The organism is Lacrimispora sp. (assembly GCF_036758025.1).
Lineage (GTDB): Bacteria > Bacillota > Clostridia > Lachnospirales > Lachnospiraceae > Lacrimispora.
In genome coordinates this window covers 1-15,414 of record NZ_DAIOXM010000009.1, presented here as the reverse complement: position 1 = coordinate 15,414, position 15,414 = coordinate 1, and the positions used below count along the sequence as shown (strand labels likewise).

Annotated in this window: 15 protein-coding genes, 1 pseudogene and 1 riboswitch; of the genes and pseudogenes, 12 read left to right on the top strand and 4 right to left on the bottom strand. The window is 46.0% G+C overall.

Annotated features, from left to right (window positions below):
- The first annotated feature begins 12 nt into the window (after window positions 1-12).
- The 6 genes from V7M78_RS09450 (at window position 13) to V7M78_RS09425 (ending at window position 6,569) form a co-directional block, all read left to right on the top strand.
- Complete coding sequence (locus V7M78_RS09450) at window positions 13-2,040, top strand: BglG family transcription antiterminator (protein WP_333648793.1); 2,028 nt, start codon at window positions 13-15, stop codon at window positions 2,038-2,040.
- A gap of 45 nt (window positions 2,041-2,085) precedes the next feature.
- Window positions 2,086-2,511, top strand: coding sequence for a PTS sugar transporter subunit IIA (locus tag V7M78_RS09445; RefSeq protein ID WP_333648791.1), 426 nt, complete (start codon window positions 2,086-2,088; stop codon window positions 2,509-2,511).
- Window positions 2,511-3,278, top strand: a complete 768-nt coding sequence (locus tag V7M78_RS09440) for a nucleoside/nucleotide kinase family protein (protein ID WP_333648789.1) — start codon at window positions 2,511-2,513, stop codon at window positions 3,276-3,278. Before V7M78_RS09445 ends, V7M78_RS09440 begins: the two co-directional genes overlap by 1 nt.
- Window positions 3,262-4,695 carry a PTS mannitol transporter subunit IICB gene (locus tag V7M78_RS09435; protein WP_333648787.1) on the top strand — a complete coding sequence of 478 codons (1,434 nt, stop codon included), beginning with the start codon at window positions 3,262-3,264 and terminating at the stop codon, window positions 4,693-4,695. Before V7M78_RS09440 ends, V7M78_RS09435 begins: the two co-directional genes overlap by 17 nt.
- Complete coding sequence (locus V7M78_RS09430) at window positions 4,692-5,948, top strand: zinc-binding dehydrogenase (RefSeq protein ID WP_333648785.1); 1,257 nt, start codon at window positions 4,692-4,694, stop codon at window positions 5,946-5,948. Before V7M78_RS09435 ends, V7M78_RS09430 begins: the two co-directional genes overlap by 4 nt.
- Before the next feature lie 126 nt (window positions 5,949-6,074).
- Window positions 6,075-6,569, top strand: a complete 495-nt coding sequence (locus tag V7M78_RS09425) for a PTS sugar transporter subunit IIA (RefSeq protein WP_333648783.1) — start codon at window positions 6,075-6,077, stop codon at window positions 6,567-6,569.
- Between the two features lie 61 nt (window positions 6,570-6,630).
- On the opposite strand, the gene V7M78_RS09420 is transcribed toward V7M78_RS09425, so the two are convergent.
- The gene (locus V7M78_RS09420) at window positions 6,631-7,323 is read right to left on the bottom strand and encodes an LrgB family protein (RefSeq protein WP_333648781.1); all 693 of its coding nucleotides are present in this window, start codon (window positions 7,321-7,323) and stop codon (window positions 6,631-6,633) included.
- A complete protein-coding gene (locus V7M78_RS09415) occupies window positions 7,320-7,682 on the bottom strand; it encodes a CidA/LrgA family protein (protein WP_333648779.1) in 363 nt (120 codons plus the stop codon). The genes V7M78_RS09420 and V7M78_RS09415 overlap by 4 nt, the downstream gene beginning before the upstream one ends.
- A 161-nt stretch (window positions 7,683-7,843) precedes the next feature.
- Here V7M78_RS09415 and V7M78_RS09410 point away from each other — a divergent pair, with 161 nt between their 5' ends.
- The 3 genes from V7M78_RS09410 to V7M78_RS09400 all read left to right on the top strand — a co-directional run bounded on the left by V7M78_RS09410 (window position 7,844) and on the right by V7M78_RS09400 (window position 10,032).
- Entirely contained in the window at window positions 7,844-8,362 is a 519-nt protein-coding gene (locus V7M78_RS09410) for a phosphatase PAP2 family protein (protein ID WP_333649044.1), read from the top strand.
- A gap of 63 nt (window positions 8,363-8,425) precedes the next feature.
- Window positions 8,426-8,523, top strand: a riboswitch (THF riboswitch).
- A gap of 58 nt (window positions 8,524-8,581) precedes the next feature.
- Window positions 8,582-9,154, top strand: coding sequence for a folate family ECF transporter S component (locus V7M78_RS09405; RefSeq protein WP_333648777.1), 573 nt, complete (start codon window positions 8,582-8,584; stop codon window positions 9,152-9,154).
- 38 nt (window positions 9,155-9,192) lie between these two features.
- Window positions 9,193-10,032 carry an Mrp/NBP35 family ATP-binding protein gene (locus V7M78_RS09400; RefSeq protein WP_333648775.1) on the top strand — a complete coding sequence of 280 codons (840 nt, stop codon included), beginning with the start codon at window positions 9,193-9,195 and terminating at the stop codon, window positions 10,030-10,032.
- A 26-nt stretch (window positions 10,033-10,058) separates the two neighbouring features.
- On the opposite strand, the gene V7M78_RS09395 is transcribed toward V7M78_RS09400, so the two are convergent.
- Both V7M78_RS09395 and V7M78_RS09390 read right to left on the bottom strand, forming a co-directional pair.
- Window positions 10,059-11,306, bottom strand: a complete 1,248-nt coding sequence (locus V7M78_RS09395) for a sensor histidine kinase (protein WP_333648772.1) — start codon at window positions 11,304-11,306, stop codon at window positions 10,059-10,061.
- Window positions 11,303-11,977, bottom strand: a complete 675-nt coding sequence (locus V7M78_RS09390) for a response regulator transcription factor (RefSeq protein WP_333648770.1) — start codon at window positions 11,975-11,977, stop codon at window positions 11,303-11,305. The genes V7M78_RS09395 and V7M78_RS09390 overlap by 4 nt, the downstream gene beginning before the upstream one ends.
- A gap of 175 nt (window positions 11,978-12,152) precedes the next feature.
- Here V7M78_RS09390 and V7M78_RS09385 point away from each other — a divergent pair, with 175 nt between their 5' ends.
- The 3 genes and pseudogenes from V7M78_RS09385 to V7M78_RS09375 all read left to right on the top strand — a co-directional run.
- On the top strand, window positions 12,153-13,244 hold the full coding sequence (locus V7M78_RS09385) for an S-layer homology domain-containing protein (protein ID WP_333648768.1): 1,092 nt from the start codon (window positions 12,153-12,155) through the stop codon (window positions 13,242-13,244).
- Between the two features lie 14 nt (window positions 13,245-13,258).
- Complete coding sequence (locus V7M78_RS09380; RefSeq protein ID WP_333648766.1) at window positions 13,259-15,004, top strand: HlyD family efflux transporter periplasmic adaptor subunit; 1,746 nt, start codon at window positions 13,259-13,261, stop codon at window positions 15,002-15,004.
- Window positions 15,004-15,393, top strand: a pseudogene (locus V7M78_RS09375) (ABC transporter ATP-binding protein); the annotation flags it as partial. The gene V7M78_RS09380 and the pseudogene V7M78_RS09375, both read left to right, overlap by 1 nt.
- Window positions 15,394-15,414: the final 21 nt, after the last annotated feature.

Sequence of the window (15,414 nt, the reverse complement as noted above, 5' to 3'; positions counted from 1 at the left end):
AGGAAGAGAGATATGCAATTTTCACCCAGACTTATTCAAATATTATTTTTGCTCATTAATACGGAAGAACATATCCCGGCGGCAACCCTTGCAAAGCATATTCAGAGCAGCAAAAGGACGGTTTTCCGTGAACTGAGCTATATAGACCGGCAGTTGGCCGCCTATGGGCTGATCCTGGATACGAGATCGAAAAAGGGGATCTGTATCATGGGAGAGGAAGCGGGAAAAAAGAGACTGTTGGATCGCCTGGAAAGGTCTGGAATCAAAGTTCCGCAAAACCGGGAAGAACGCTGCAATCAGTTGATCCAGGAGCTTTTATGGCAGGAAGAGCCAAATAAGCTATACGCCTATGCAGCCAAGTTTCAGGTCAGTGATACGACTATCAGCAAAGACTTGGAAAGAGCAGAGCCATGGTTTCAAAAGAACCACATCACGATTATAAAAAAAGCAGGTGTGGGCATTTATTTGGAGTATGAAGAACCGGATTACCGCAAGGCCTGTATGAGATATATTTTTCAAAACATGGATGATCCTTTTTCCACACTATGCGATCTTGTAGATGAAGACATCCCTGAAAAAGTATCTGCTTCTATACAGAAGGCAGACAGTGCCAAGCTAAATAACATGGCAAAAATCTCCTGTACGGACTTAATGATCTATTTCTGTATTATGATACATCGCATTCGAAGGGATCAGAGCATCCTCTCCGCAGTTTTGCTTACCAAAGAGGACCGGCAGTCTTCGGATTTCAGCCTCGCAATCCGGCTGATAGAAGTTTTAAGCCAGACGTTCCAGATTGAAATTTCGGAACCGGAGCTGACCCACTTATATATTTATCTAAAAGGGATAAAGCCCCAGCACATGAATGATGATATTTCAGAAAGCAGTTTTTACGACTTGGAATGCCTGATATTTCAAATGATACACCAGTACGATCAGGGAATCGCTTTTCAGCTAAAGCACGACGAAATTTTAATAAAGGGTCTGCTGGCACATCTGCGCCCTACGATTGTGCGGATACAATACGAAATCGGAATTCATAATCCATTCCAGGATGAAGTGATGTCCGAATATCCGGAGGTTTACCGAAAGACGGAAAATGCAGTCAGGGTGTTGGAAGATACCTTGGGATTGGAAGTGCCGCCGGAAGAAACCGGGCTTTTGGCCCTGCATTTCGGAGGAGCGCAGGTGAGGCTTGGGAATCGGGAAAAGCTGATGAAAAAAATTGCCGTAGGGGTTATATGTGCCAGCGGAATCGGTATTTCCACACTTATGGCCTCCAGGATATCCCAGGCGTTTCATGGAAAGGTAAAGGTAAAAAGCCTGACTCTTGGAAATATAGCAAAAGGCATTCCTAATGATATTGAACTGCTGGTGTCTTCTTTTGAAATTCCGGATGCAGCCTATAAATATCTGAGGGTAAACCCTATGCTGACGGAAGCGGATATTTCCGCTATCTCAGAGGGAATTGATTCCATAACAAAAATACTGCCGGCCGGTCCGGATGAAGCGGGTAAAGATATCTTTTCTAAAATTGATGAAATTGAGTTAATCAGCAAGGAAATACGCTCTATTCTAAAGAGTTTGGATATATACCGGGTGCATTCTTCTATATTTTTTCAGGATATGGTTAGATTTGCGGCAGAAATCGCTGATGAAACGGACGGCTTAAGCAATGTGATTTATGAGGATCTAATGAGGCGCGAGGCGTTATCCACTCAGGTAATACCGGAATTACGGTTTACGTTACTGCATGCAAAGACAAGGGGAGTCAGCAATTCAAAGTTCTTTATTATCTGTCCGGAAACAGGCATATTTTCAGAACCTCATTTTATGGAGTCCGCTGTGGTTGTGGTTATGCTCATTCCAAATGATGATCCCAGAGAAACACTGGCAGTATCCGTGATCAGCCATGCATTGTTTGAAAATGACATGTTTTTTGACAATATCAGGGCCGGGCGGAAAGAGCCGGTCAAAAAATATACGGAGAAGCTTTTAAGAACCTATCTTCAGGATAAAGTGAATGAAGTTGATAACTAAAGGTAATAAATTTTGGCCTGATTAAGGCGGTGGAGAGGAGACAGCATGTTAAAAGAAATGCTGAAAAATAAAATTACGGTTATGGATCAGGCGGGGGGATGGCAGGAAGCCATACGCATTGCAGCGGGTCCGCTTCTGGAGGAGCAGTTTATTCAGGGGGAATATGTAAATGCAATGATTAACAGTGTACAGGAAAACGGTCCTTACATTGTGATCCTGCCTCAGATCGCAATTCCCCATGCCCGGCCGGAAAACGGAGTATTGAAAACAGGGCTGTCCATGCTTAAACTTTCAAATTGTGTGGTGTTTCCGGGATCCATAGAAGTCCGGCTGCTGATTATACTGGCAGCAAAGGATTCTGACCGGCACATGGAGCTGATTTCTGAATTGGCAGATGTGTTGATGGAGGATGATATTGTCAATGGAATTCTGGCGGCAAAGGTCCCAGAAGAGATTATGGAGCTGTTGTGATGGAGAAAAAGAGGTTTTCATTTCATGTAAATGGGCTGCCGGTTGAGGCAGAGTATGATGAGAAAAACATTGAGCAGATATTTATTCCCCTTCTGGCTGAGTTAAACCGCCGGTTTTTGCAGAAGGGGAGCAGATTGATTGTGTATCTGGCGGCGCCTCCCGGTACCGGTAAGACAACACTGGTTCAGTTTCTGGAGCATTTATCCGGCTCCATCCGGGGCATGGCGGGAGTCCAGGCCATTGGACTGGATGGATTCCATTATTCCCAGGACTATTTAGATTCCCATGAAATAAAAAAGGACGGTAAGCTTGTTCTCATGAAGGATATTAAGGGGTCTCCGGAGACCTTTGATATAGAAAAAGTAAGGAAGAGTGTTCATGCATTACAAAGAAGTGACGTAAAATGGCCAATTTACGACCGGACTCTGCATGATGTGGTGCCGGATGCGCTTCTGGTAACAAAGGATATTATTTTAATTGAGGGGAATTGGATTCTCCTTGATGAAGATGGGTGGAGAGAACTCATCTGTGATTCTGATTTTAGTATTTTTATTACTGCAGAAGAAAGGATGCTGAAGGAACGCCTGATTGCGCGCAAAATAACCGGCGGACTGACAGCCCGGCAGGCAGAGGATTTTTATGAAAGAAGTGACGGAAAAAATATCCGCCGTGCACTTTCTTCCCGTCTTAAGCCTGATTTACTGCTTCATCTGCAGGAAAACGGAGAGTACACCGTAGAAGGAGATTGGAATGGAGAGAAATTATAGGGCCAAATTACAGGCATTTGGGGGATTTTTAACAGGTATTGTTATTCCGAATATGGGTGCGTTTATTGCATGGGGGTTTTTAACAGCATTATTTATTCCGACAGGCTGGATTCCAAATGAAGCCTTCGGCAGCATGGTTTCACCGATGGTGATCTATTTGCTCCCTCTTCTTTTGGCATATTCCGGGGGCAAGCTGGCAGGCGGAGAAAGGGGCGCAATTGTGGGAACCATCGGTACCTTCGGATTGATTGTGGGTTCGGATATTCCTATGTTCCTGGGAGCCATGATTATGGGACCTTTAAGTGCCTGGATCATAAACAAATTTGACAAAATGATTGATGGAAAGATACCGGTGGGCTTTGAGATGGTGATAAACAATTTTTCTCTTGGTCTTATCGGACTGGCACTGAGCCTGGCCTCCTATGGACTGATCGGGCCGGTAATCCAGCAGGCGAATAACGGAATTACCGTCATGATCGAGGGATTGGTGAAAACCGGGTTTTTACCTTTGTTATCTCTGATTAATGAACCGGCCAAGGTGCTGTTTTTGAATAATGTGATTGACCAGGGAATCTATTATCCTCTTGGCATGCAGGATGCGCTGAAAGCGGGGAAATCCATTTACTTCATGGTTGCGTCAAATCCAGGCTCCGGCCTTGGACTGCTGCTGGCATACACCATGTTTGGAAAAGGGGCATCAAAAAAGACGGCTCCAGGTGCGATTATTATCCACTTTTTAGGCGGTATCCATGAGATTTATTTTCCTTATGTATTGATGAAACCAATTCTTATTATCAGTATGATTTTAGGAGGAGGGACAGGAACTTTAATTTTCAGCCTGTTCGGTGTGGGATTAACAGCAGGGCCCAGCCCAGGTTCTATTTTCTCCTATCTGATGCTGACCCCCAAGGGAAATTTCCTGGGTGTAATTGCCGGAGTTTTGGGAGCAGCCCTGGTAAGCTTTGTGGTAAGTTCACTGATACTGAAAAATTCCAAGACGGAAAGTGAAGATGACCTGGAAGAATCCATTGAAAAATCCAGGAGTATGAAGGCAGAGGGAAAAGCAGTTCTATCCTCAAAACTGGGGGCTTCCGTACCTCAAGGGGAAATCCCTGAGAAAAAGATCCGTTTTGTTGCTTTCGCATGCGATGCAGGGCTTGGGAGCAGTGCAATGGGAGCAAATGCTTTTAAAAAGAGGCTGGAAAAGCAATCATTGGATGTGGAAGTCGATAACTATGCCATTGAAAAAGTGCCGAAAACGGTTGACGTGATTGTGACTCATAAGAGCCTTGAAAAAAGAACCAGGATGGCCTGGCCGGATAAAAGAATTGTCACCATAGATAATTTTATGAAAGATGAGCAAATCGAGGGTTTACTGGAAGAAATTCAGAATCAGAACAATAAGGAGCATAAATGAAGGCAAGAGCAGCAGTATTAGCAGGTAAAAAGAAGGTTATGATCAGGGAATTTGAACTGCCTCCCATCACAGAGGATGAGCTTTTGGTAAAAATCATATCCAACAGCAAATGTCTGTCTACTTATAAGGCGGCAATCAGGGGAGAAGAACATAAAAGAGTGCCGGCTGATTTGGCCGAGCACCCGGTAATCACCGGACATGAATTTGCCGGCATCATAGAAGAGGTGGGAGAAAATTTAAAAGGGCGGTATCAGGCAGGACAGAAATTTGTCCTGCAGCCGGCCATGGGGCTGGAATCCGGCTATTCGGCAGGGTACAGCTATGAATACTTTGGCGGAAACGCCACCTATTGTATCATTCCCAAAATCGCCATTGATTTGGGCTGTGTATTGCCTTATCATGGAACTTATTTTGCCGACGCCTCTCTGGCAGAGCCTATGTCCTGTATTATCGGAGCTTTTCATGCCAGCTATCATACCACACCTTATGTTTATGAGCATCAGATGGGAATCAAGCCAGGCGGCAGAATGGCGCTTTTAGGCTGTGCGGGACCAATGGGACTGGGAGCTATTGAGTATGCCATAAACGGGCCTGTAAATCCCTCCCTGGTTGTTGTGGTGGATATTGACGGAGAACGCCTTAAAAGGGCTTCTGAGCTGATTACGGTAGAAGATGCCAAGGCCAAGGGAATTACGCTTCAGTATTTAAATACCTCCGGACAGGATGGGGCAGCTGTTTTACTGGCGCTGACAAAAGGCCAGGGATATGATGATGTCTTTGTTTTTGCAGCCGTTTCTGGTCTGATGGTGCTTGGCGACGATATTTTAGGCAATGACGGCTGTTTCAATTTCTTTGCAGGTCCTACGGATAACAGGTTTAAGGTTCCCTTTAATTTCTATAATGTGCATTATGAAAGCACCCATCTGGCAGGCACATCAGGGGGGTCCACCGGCGATATGCTGGAGTCCCTTGAGTTGTCCTCCAGCGGGAAAATCAATCCCTCTTTTATGGTAACTCATATCGGGGGACTGGATGCGGTGCCGGAAACCATTTTGAATCTGCCGAGTATTCCCGGTGGAAAAAAGCTGATTTATCCTCATATTGATATGGAACTGACAGCCATTGCAGACTTCGGGAAACTGGGAAAAGAAGATCCGCTGTTTCGCGGGCTGGCGGAAATATGCAGCAGGAACCGGAATGTGTGGTGCGAGGAAGCAGAAAGGTATTTGATGGAATATAAGCAGATTATTTGAAGCAAAAACATTTTTCACTTTTGAAATTGGTTTTTATTGACATGGAAAAGCTTATAGGGCATACTATTCCCATGCAGAGGATTTTCTGTCAAGAAATTCAGAGAGCAAAAGAAGGGAGAATGTCATATGTTTCAATCATTGAAAAAAATGTTCGGCGGAGGAAATGAAGAAAAGGGTGAAAAGATATTAGCTCCTTTAGAAGGAACTGTCATTCCTCTCAGCCAGGTCAATGATCCTGCTTTCAGCCAGGAAATACTTGGAAAAGGGGTAGCTATTCTTCCTGCTAAGGGACAAATTGTAGCACCTGCAGATGGTGTGCTTACAGTTGTGTTTGAGACAAAGCATGCGGTCAGCGTTACCACGGACAAGGGTGCTGAGATTATCATCCATGTAGGACTGGATACAGTCAGATTAAATGGAGAACATTATACTTCCCATAAGAAACAGGGAGATCGTGTAAAAGCGGGAGATCTGCTTTTAGAATTTGATATAGAAGCCATTAAAAGTGCCGGATACGAAGTGGTCACTCCGGTCATCATCTGCAACCACCAGGAGTTCCCCGATATGGTATGCCATACTGGGAAGGACGTAAAAGAACTGGATGTGGTCATTGAGCTGTAAATAGTTATAAAACAAAAAAGAGATCCCAGGATCTCTTTTTTTTATGCCGTCTAATCTGTTTTCAAATAAAATTAGCAAAAATAGAAGCAAACACAACGGTGCAAAGCCCGGAGGTTGCAATGGCAAGACCGCTCATGGCGCCTTCAATTTCTCCTATTTCCATGGCTTTGGCTGTTCCCATGGCATGGGCAGAGGCGCCAATGGCAAGTCCCTTGGCAACCGGTTCTGTGATTTTAAATATTCTGCATACAGTCTCCGCAATAATACTTCCCTGAATTCCTGTAACAACGATGCTTGCAACTGTGATGGTCACAAACCCCTTCATTTCTTCCGTTATTCCCATGGCAATCGCTGTAGTGATGGATTTAGGCAGAAATGTAACGTATTCCTGGTGGTTGAGGCTAAAAATGAGGGACAGCAAAAACACTGTGATCATGGTGGTGAGAACGCCTGTCAGAGTTCCTGCCGCAATGGCTCTGGAGTGCTTTTTAAGCAGATCAAACTGGCGGTAAAGGGGAACGGCCAGAGAGACGGTGGCAGGAGTGAGGAGATAGCTGATGTATTTGGCGCTGACAATATATGAACTGTAATCGATACGGAATACAGATAAAAATACCATCACAATAGCAATGGATATTAAAAGAGGATTAAATACAGGAAGTTTTAACCGCTTTTTGATGCGAAGCCCCAGTTCATATCCCAAAAGACTGATCACCGCTCCGAAGAACAGAAAATCACCTGCCGTACTGTTCATGATTGTTCCTCCTTTTTCTGTTTCCTCATAAAAGACTGGGTTACTTTTCCAGTCAGGATCATGACCACCACTGTGGAAAGTAAATTAATGACCAGAAACGGAACCAAAATAGGGCGGAGAGAATCCCAGGATTCCAGAAGCCCTACAGCGGCCGGAATGAACATGACAGGCATAATTTCTATGAGAAATGTGCTGGTCTCTTCAACGGCTTCCAAAGGAATGAGCTTTGTGCTTAGTCCGATCAGCATAAGCACCAGCCCGTAAATGCTTGCGGGGATTGGAAGAGGAATAGCCAGACGCATAATTTCACCTATCAAAGAAATGAAAAGAATGATGCTGAATTGACGTATGTATTTCATCGCAAAGCCTCCTGCTGTTTTATCTGTGTTTTACTGAAACCCATCCTAAACTTAATTTTAAGACTTGTCAATTATTTTATGAAACCGTTTTTTTAATATTGGAATTTTCTGTATAAGGAAGTATAATGGCATTATTAAATAAAAAGGAGCTGAACGATATAATGTCTGGAATCGAATTTGAGTTCCTGTATTTTTTGCAGTCCTTACACACTCCATGGCTGGATCTGTTCATGAAGACAATAACCAGTCTGGGAGATCATGGATTTATCTGGATTGTAATTGGAATCGGACTGCTGTGCATAAAAAAGACAAGGTTTATAGGTCTGTGCATACTGCTTTCCCTGGCAGCAGGCTACGTCATTGGAAATATATTTTTGAAAAATTTCATTGCCAGAGACAGGCCCATCTGGCTGGATGACAGCGTCCTCCTTCTGATTCAAAACCCCAAAGACTATTCCTTCCCCTCAGGCCACACCCTTGCAAGCTTTGAGGGAGCGGTCAGCATCTGGCTTTATAACCGGAAATGGGGAACTTTGGCCCTGGTTCTGGCGGCTTTGATTGCCTTTTCCAGAATGTACTTATTTGTTCATTTTCCCACGGATATTTTAGGAGGCCTGATTTTAGGCACTCTGATTGCCTTCCTTGTCCATTGGGCAGTGGAGAGGAGAAGGACCGGCTGAAAAAATGTTTGCTTTCTCCTGAAACTGTGTTATACTGAGGGCGTTACAAAACAAAATACATTAAGCAGAGTAGACTTGTGTGCGTTAAGTGCCGGCTGAACAGGGAGTTGTCAGCTGGACGAAAAGATTTTCTTGCGGTACACGAGTCGCATCCCGCTGCATCAGAAGATAGGCATTTTATCTCCGTTGTAGTATGAGGTCTGCAAAGGAGGTTTTTTTATGAAAAAATTCGTTACTTTGTTCACCGATTCTTACGAAGAACTGAAGTCTGTAAGAACCATCACGGCCGCCGCCATGTTTGCCGCAATAGGGATCATCCTCCGTGTGTTTTCCATTGATGTGGGAAATTACATCAGGATTGGATTTTCCGGCATTCCCAATGAAATGATGGCCTATTTGTTCGGCCCGGCAGTAGGAGGGCTTTTTTCCGGAGGCCTGGATATTTTGAAATATCTGATAAAGCCCACCGGAGCCTTTTTCCCGGGCTTTACTCTGGTGACCATTTTATCCGGCATCATCTATGGAACCATGTATTACAAGAGACCCATTACCCTTAAAAGGGTGTTTCTTACCAAACTCTTGGTTATAGTGGTCTGCAACATGGTGCTCAACACCTTGTGCCTGTCCATACTGTACGGAAAGGGGTTCATGGTTCTTCTCCCGGCCAGGGCGCTGAAGAATGTGATTATGTGGCCTATTGACTCCATGATTTTTTACACTCTGACAAAGACCCTGGAAACCATGGGAGTCTTTAAAATTATTGGCAAAAGCCCTGCGGCAGGGATAAAATGAAAGCCTTAAAATTTTGAGATTTTATAGGAGGAATGAAAATGAGTGATGTAAACTGTACCCATAACTGCAATACCTGCGGGGAAACCTGCGGCAGCAGACAGGAGGACCAGACCAGCTTTTTAGAGCCTTTAAACCCTGTCAGCACAGTGAAAAAAGTGATTGGCGTGGTGAGCGGAAAGGGCGGTGTGGGTAAATCCCTGGTCACCACCATGATGGCAGTGCGCATGCAGGCAAAGGGATATAAGACTGCCATTCTGGATGGGGATATTACAGGCCCTTCCATTCCAAAGGCACTGGGAATTACGGCTGCGGGCATTGGAGTGACGCCAAACAATCTTATGATTCCTGCAACAACAGCTACGGGAATTGAAGTCATGTCATCAAACCTGATTCTGGATCACGAAACAGATCCTGTCATCTGGAGAGGCCCTGTCGTTGCAGGCGTTGTAAAGCAGTTCTGGCAGGAGGTTCTCTGGGAAAATATCGATTACATGTTTGTGGATATGCCTCCGGGAACCGGCGATGTGCCCCTGACCGTATTTCAGTCCCTGCCTCTTGACGGAATCATCATCGTGACATCTCCTCAGGAACTGGTATCCATGATCGTTGCCAAGGCGGTCAACATGGCAAAGAAGATGAATATTCCCATCCTCGGTCTAATTGAAAACATGAGCTATTTGTCATGTCCAGACTGCGGCAAAAAGATTTCCGTATTCGGAGAGAGCCGTATTGATCAGGTGGCCCAGGAGCATGGGCTGGAAGTATTAGCCAGAATTCCCATTGATCCTAAGATTGCGGAATCAGTGGATGGAGGCTTGGCGGAATATCTGGAATCCCCATGGCTTGATGAAGCTGTTTCGGCTGCTGAAAAGGCATAAAAAAATCCTCTGCCTCTGCCCGTAAATTACGAGGGCAGAGGCAGAGTGACAGTAAAGACAGTTCCCGTCTCCGGGCTGCTGGATACGCCGATCTTTCCTTTGTGGTATTCTGCAATGGTCTTGGCAATGGAAAGACCCAGGCCGTAGCCTCCGCTTTTGCGGGCTCTGGACTTGTCCGTCCGGTAAAAACGCTCGAAAATGCGCTTTTGTTCCTCCTGAGAAATAAGCTCTCCCGTATTCTGAACCTTTAAAACGGCATGATGGGAGACTTTTTTTAATTCCACGGAGACAGATCCGTTTTTCCCTGCATACTTGCACCCGTTATCCAGCAGTATGGTGACCAATTGCTTTAGCTGGTCCCTGCAGCCTTCCAAAGGAATATCGGTTTCTATATCATGTTTTAAATCCACCTTATTTTCAAATGCAATGGATTCAAAGAGAAGAACTCCGTTCAGCACCGTGTCGCTGAAATCCAGGGGTTCTTTTTTTGTATGGTCCGCCTGGACGGCCTTTGCATCGGAACGGGCCAGAAAGAGAAGCTCCTCCACCAATTGTTTCATCCGCCGAACTTCCTCCTTGGTATTATCCAGCCATTTTTCCTGGTCCCGGATGGTCTGGTCTTTGTGGGAAGAGAGGATTTGTAAATTAGCCAGGATTACGGTCAGGGGCGTCTTTAACTCATGAGAGGCGTCTGCAATAAACTGGTTTTGCTGCTTCCAGGCAATTTCCACAGGCTTTAAAGCCAGGCGGGAAAGAAACAGGCTTAAAATCAGGAATAAAATGACCGCCACAGAGAAAATCAGCAGACAGTTGACCAGCAGGGCTTTTAAGCTGTTCCATTCATAGCTCTGGTCTGCAAATGCGATTTTCATGCCTTCCGAAGTCTTGACCTTAAGATAGCGGAGGGAGTAGTCTTTTAAAACACCGCGGTAAAGTCCGGAGTCCTCCGTCAACTGAATAAGGGTCTGTGCCAGCTCTTCCGTGACAGTGATGTTGCTTTTCCGTATATTCACGATGGAATGATCCTGATTTAAGGTCACCACAAAGACAGGAGTAAAGGGAGTGGAGTCACTCCTTGGCCTTGGTCCGAATATGATCCTGGTGTGAGCCAGGTTCATCCTGTCCCGGTCAATGGCCTGAATGAGAACCATTTCAGACAAACGTTCCATGCGCCTTACATTGGAATAATAAAAGATGCCAAGGACTGCAATGAGAATGCTGATCACAAAAGCCATATTGATTAAGATAAACTTCCCTCTAAGCCGTTTAATCATGCCATTTCCTCCAGACGGTATCCCACCTTGCGGATGGTGCCGATCTCTACCGCCGAACCTACAAAGAACAGCTTTTTGCGGAGAAAGGAGATATAGGCTTCCACGTTATTGTCCTCTGCATCAGAATCGTTTCCCCATACTCTGGATATGAGAGTATCCTTGGAAATGATTTTTCCGGAGCTGCCCATGAGGATTTTTAACACCTCTGATTCCTTGTAGCCCAAATGAATGGATTTGGAACCGCAGCATAAATCATTGGCAGACAGGTTTAAGACCAGGTCCCCGAATCTCATTTCCTCAGAAGTTCCTTCTCCCTGACGGCGGGAAAGGGCACGGATGCGGGCTAAAAGCTCTTCGGGAACAAAGGGTTTTGTCATGTAGTCATCGGCCCCCTGGTCAAGCCCCTTCACCTTGTCGCAGATTTCATCCCTGGCAGTGAGCATGAGAACCGGAGTCTGGATATGGGCTTCCCTTAAGTTTTTCACCACCTGAAATCCATCCATTCCCGGAAGCATTACATCTAAAATGATCACATCATAGCTGCCGGAAAGGCCGCAGCTTAAGCCCTTGCTTCCGTCATACACAAGATCAGCCTGGTACTGCTGTTCCTTCATGATCTGTCCCAAGGCTTCAGCCAGCCTGATTTCATCTTCTACAATCAATATTTTCACTTTTTTTCATCTCCTTACCCTTATGATGAACTCATCTGATAGTTATTATAAATTGAACCGGCTTTTTAGGCAACCGGGAATGCATTTCAGACTAATTTCAGCTAACTGTCACAAAACGGACATAGGAACCTGATAAAATAGGCGGCAGATAGGAATGACGAGAGGAGAAATCTGGATGAATGGACGAAAAATAGCGGCTTCCCTGGCTGTTGTGCTGGCTGCAGAGGCAATAGCTCCTATGATGGCGGAGGCCGCAGTTAATTTTGATTTACAGAAAAAGGTGATAGGGCTGTCAGGTATCATGAATACCTCCAATGACGGGGCCTGGGTCACACGGGGGGAATTCGCCTCCATGCTGGTAAATGCTTCTTCTTACCGGAGCACAGTAAGCGGAACCAGCAACACTTCTGTTTTTGCCGATGTACCAAGAAACCAAGAGTATGCTTCACAGATCCGCATTGCGGCAGAACAGGGCTGGATGAACGGGTATCTGGGAGGGAATTTTAAGCCAGAGGAATATATTACCCTTCAGGATGGGGTAAAGGGCGTTCTGGCTCTTTTGGAATATGTTAACTCTGATTTTACCGGAGACCAGTCAGGCTCCAGGCTTTCCAAGTACTATTTTCTGGAACTCAATGAGGGCGTCAATAAAGAGGCCATGGATATCCTGCAGAAGAAGGACTGCATAAGTCTCTTTTACAACTTGTTAAAGACGGATACCAAATCAGGAACCATGTTTGGAAAAAGTCTGGACTGCGAACTGACAGCAGATGGGGAGATTAATCCCTTTACCATGGTGGATAACAGTTTAAAAGGACCGAAAATTGTAAGAAGCGAAAGCGGTCTGGAATCTTATCTTCCCTTTAAACTCAAGCTGGCTAATGTTTATATAGACGGGGACCCGGTTTCTGATTCCAGTGAGAGGGTTTCGGTTGCACTGGAAAGCGGAGATGGGGTGCTGGTTTATTATCACAGTCTGTCGAAAACCGTATGGCTTTACACTATTGGAACCGAAAATGAAAACGGACGTTCCGCCGTATCAGGGGAAATTGAAAACGTGGTTTATAATTCTGCTGATTTAATGACTCCAAGCGCCATTATCCTGGATGACGGCATCACCTATGAGCTTGAGGGCACGGAGATGCAGTTCGCATTTTCCACCTACGGAGATTTACGGGTGGGTGATTCGGTGACACTGGTTTATACGGTGGCAATGGATCAAGAAGGAAATGAAACGCGGACAGTCATTGATTATATTGAGGATTAGCAGGGGAGATGGAAATGAAAAAGATAATCCGGAAATTATTTTCAAAGAAGAAAAGGACCCTTCTTCTGCTGATTGCCGTTGTTGGAGTGATTGCGGCTGCCATAACAGGGGTGAGCCTGAAAAAATCAAAGGAAGCCTCTGCTGAAAATAAAAGCGTCAGAACAGCCAGTGTGACGAAGCAGGATATCAGGTCCGAGCTTTCCTCCACAGGAACCATTTCTCCAAAAGATACCTACGAAATCACTTCCCTGGCAGAAGGGGAAGTCATAGCCGCGGAATTTGAAGAGGGAGATGAGGTGGAAAAGGGGCAGATCCTTTACCAGATCGACACCTCTTCCATGGAATCGGAAATGACATCAGTGAGCAATTCCCTGGAAAGAGCCCAGGAAAGCTATGAAATCGCACTGGATAATTACAATACAGCCTTAAAGGATTACAGTGGAAATACCTATAAATCCACGGAAAACGGCTACATAAAATCCCTTTCCATAAAAGAAGGGGATAAAGTCAGCAGCAATACGGAAATCGCCTCCATCTATGACGATCAGACCATGAGGATTAAGGTTCCCTTTCTGTCGGGAGAGGCAGCCGCTATGACGGCCGGAAATGGGGCGGTTTTAACCCTTACGGACACCGGAGAACAGCTTCCCGGCGTGGTTTCCTCTGTCAGCAGTATGGATGTGACCTTAACCGGAGGCAGGATTGTCCGCTATGTCACCATAGAAGTTGCCAATCCGGGAGGCCTTACCACGGAAACCGCCGCTACAGCATCGGTGGGGGACTTTGTATGCACCATGGAGGCCACCTTTGAACCAAAGCTGGAAACCACCATGAAGGCAGATTTGTCCTCCGGCGTGGAGGTGGGAAGTCTTTTGGTTCATGAAGGTGATTACGTGGCAAAGGGAACCCCTGTTTTCCGCATGGAAGAGAAGTCGGCAGAGAAGCTGCTGCGTACCTATAAGGAAGCCCTGGATAAAGCCCAGGAGTCTTTGGAATCGGCAAAGAGCAGACTGGAAAGCACCCAGGATACTTACGGCAACTATACCATTACGGCCCCCATTTCCGGAAGGGTTATTACAAAGTCTGTAAAGGCAGGTGATAAGATTGCCAAAAGTTCCGGAGGAACTACCACTTTGGCAGTCATCTACGATATGTCTCATTATACCTTTGAGATGTCCGTGGATGAGCTAGATGTAAAATCCGTTGAAGTGGGCCAGAGCGTGGCCGTAACAGCCGATGCGGTGGAGGGAAAGACCTTCTCCGGCATAGTTACCAATGTGAGCCTGCAAAGCTCCACCTCCAACGGAGTGACCAATTATCCGGTGACAGTGGCCTTAAATGACGGAATGGAAGATTTGCTTCCGGGCATGAACGTGGACGGAGTGATCATTCTGGCTGAGGCCAAGGATGTGCTGGCTGTTCCCGCCGATGCCCTCATACGTGGAAATCAGGTTTATGTAAAAGACGAAACCGTAAAAGAGGCCCAGGGAAATATTCCGGCAGGTTTCCGGGCCATTGAAGTCACCACAGGACTGATCAGCGGGGATTATGTGGAGATTACGTCAGGGCTGGAAGAAGGCCAGGAGGTTTATGTGGCCCAGTCCACCGTAACCTCGTCCCAGAATGTGATGATGCCGGGCGGCATGGGCCCTGGCGGTGAGGTCCGAGTCCGGACAGGAGGAAGCGGCGGAGCCGGAGGAGGAAACAGCGGCGGAGGCGGCAGAACCGGAGGAACCGGCGGCGGTTTCTCCCGCCCCTGATGGAAGCAGGAGGTAAAGATGTGGCAGAGCCTTTAATTGAATTGAGAGATATTTATAAGATATACCGGATGGGAGAAGAAGAGGTGCGGGCAAATGACGGAATTTCCTTAACTATCTGCCGGGGAGAGTTTGTAGCAATTGTGGGAAAGTCAGGAAGCGGAAAGTCCACCCTTATGAATATTATAGGAGCTCTGGATGTGCCTACCTCAGGGGAATATCTTCTGGGAGGTGAGGAGGTTGAAGAGATGTCCGATAACCAGCTGGCCCGGATACGCAATAAGATGATCGGTTTTATATTTCAGCAGTATAACCTGCTCCCCAGATTAACTCTTCTGGAAAATGTGGAACTGCCCCTTCTGTATTCAGGGTCAGGGGCTGCTGAACGGAGGTAGCGTGCCATGGACTCCCTT

Bases quoted from the DNA above. Each gene is read 5' to 3' on its own strand.
- V7M78_RS09450 (WP_333648793.1), top strand. From the start codon at position 13: ATGCAATTTTCACCCAGACTTATTCAAATATTATTTTTGCTCATTAAT.
- V7M78_RS09445 (WP_333648791.1), top strand. From the start codon at position 2,086: ATGTTAAAAGAAATGCTGAAAAATAAAATTACGGTTATGGATCAGGCG.
- V7M78_RS09440 (WP_333648789.1), top strand. From the start codon at position 2,511: ATGGAGAAAAAGAGGTTTTCATTTCATGTAAATGGGCTGCCGGTTGAG.
- V7M78_RS09435 (WP_333648787.1), top strand. From the start codon at position 3,262: ATGGAGAGAAATTATAGGGCCAAATTACAGGCATTTGGGGGATTTTTA.
- V7M78_RS09430 (WP_333648785.1), top strand. From the start codon at position 4,692: ATGAAGGCAAGAGCAGCAGTATTAGCAGGTAAAAAGAAGGTTATGATC.
- V7M78_RS09425 (WP_333648783.1), top strand. From the start codon at position 6,075: ATGTTTCAATCATTGAAAAAAATGTTCGGCGGAGGAAATGAAGAAAAG.
- V7M78_RS09420 (WP_333648781.1), bottom strand. From the start codon at position 7,323: ATGAACAGTACGGCAGGTGATTTTCTGTTCTTCGGAGCGGTGATCAGT.
- V7M78_RS09415 (WP_333648779.1), bottom strand. From the start codon at position 7,682: ATGAAATACATACGTCAATTCAGCATCATTCTTTTCATTTCTTTGATA.
- V7M78_RS09410 (WP_333649044.1), top strand. From the start codon at position 7,844: ATGTCTGGAATCGAATTTGAGTTCCTGTATTTTTTGCAGTCCTTACAC.
- V7M78_RS09405 (WP_333648777.1), top strand. From the start codon at position 8,582: ATGAAAAAATTCGTTACTTTGTTCACCGATTCTTACGAAGAACTGAAG.
- V7M78_RS09400 (WP_333648775.1), top strand. From the start codon at position 9,193: ATGAGTGATGTAAACTGTACCCATAACTGCAATACCTGCGGGGAAACC.
- V7M78_RS09395 (WP_333648772.1), bottom strand. From the start codon at position 11,306: ATGATTAAACGGCTTAGAGGGAAGTTTATCTTAATCAATATGGCTTTT.
- V7M78_RS09385 (WP_333648768.1), top strand. From the start codon at position 12,153: ATGAATGGACGAAAAATAGCGGCTTCCCTGGCTGTTGTGCTGGCTGCA.
- V7M78_RS09380 (WP_333648766.1), top strand. From the start codon at position 13,259: ATGAAAAAGATAATCCGGAAATTATTTTCAAAGAAGAAAAGGACCCTT.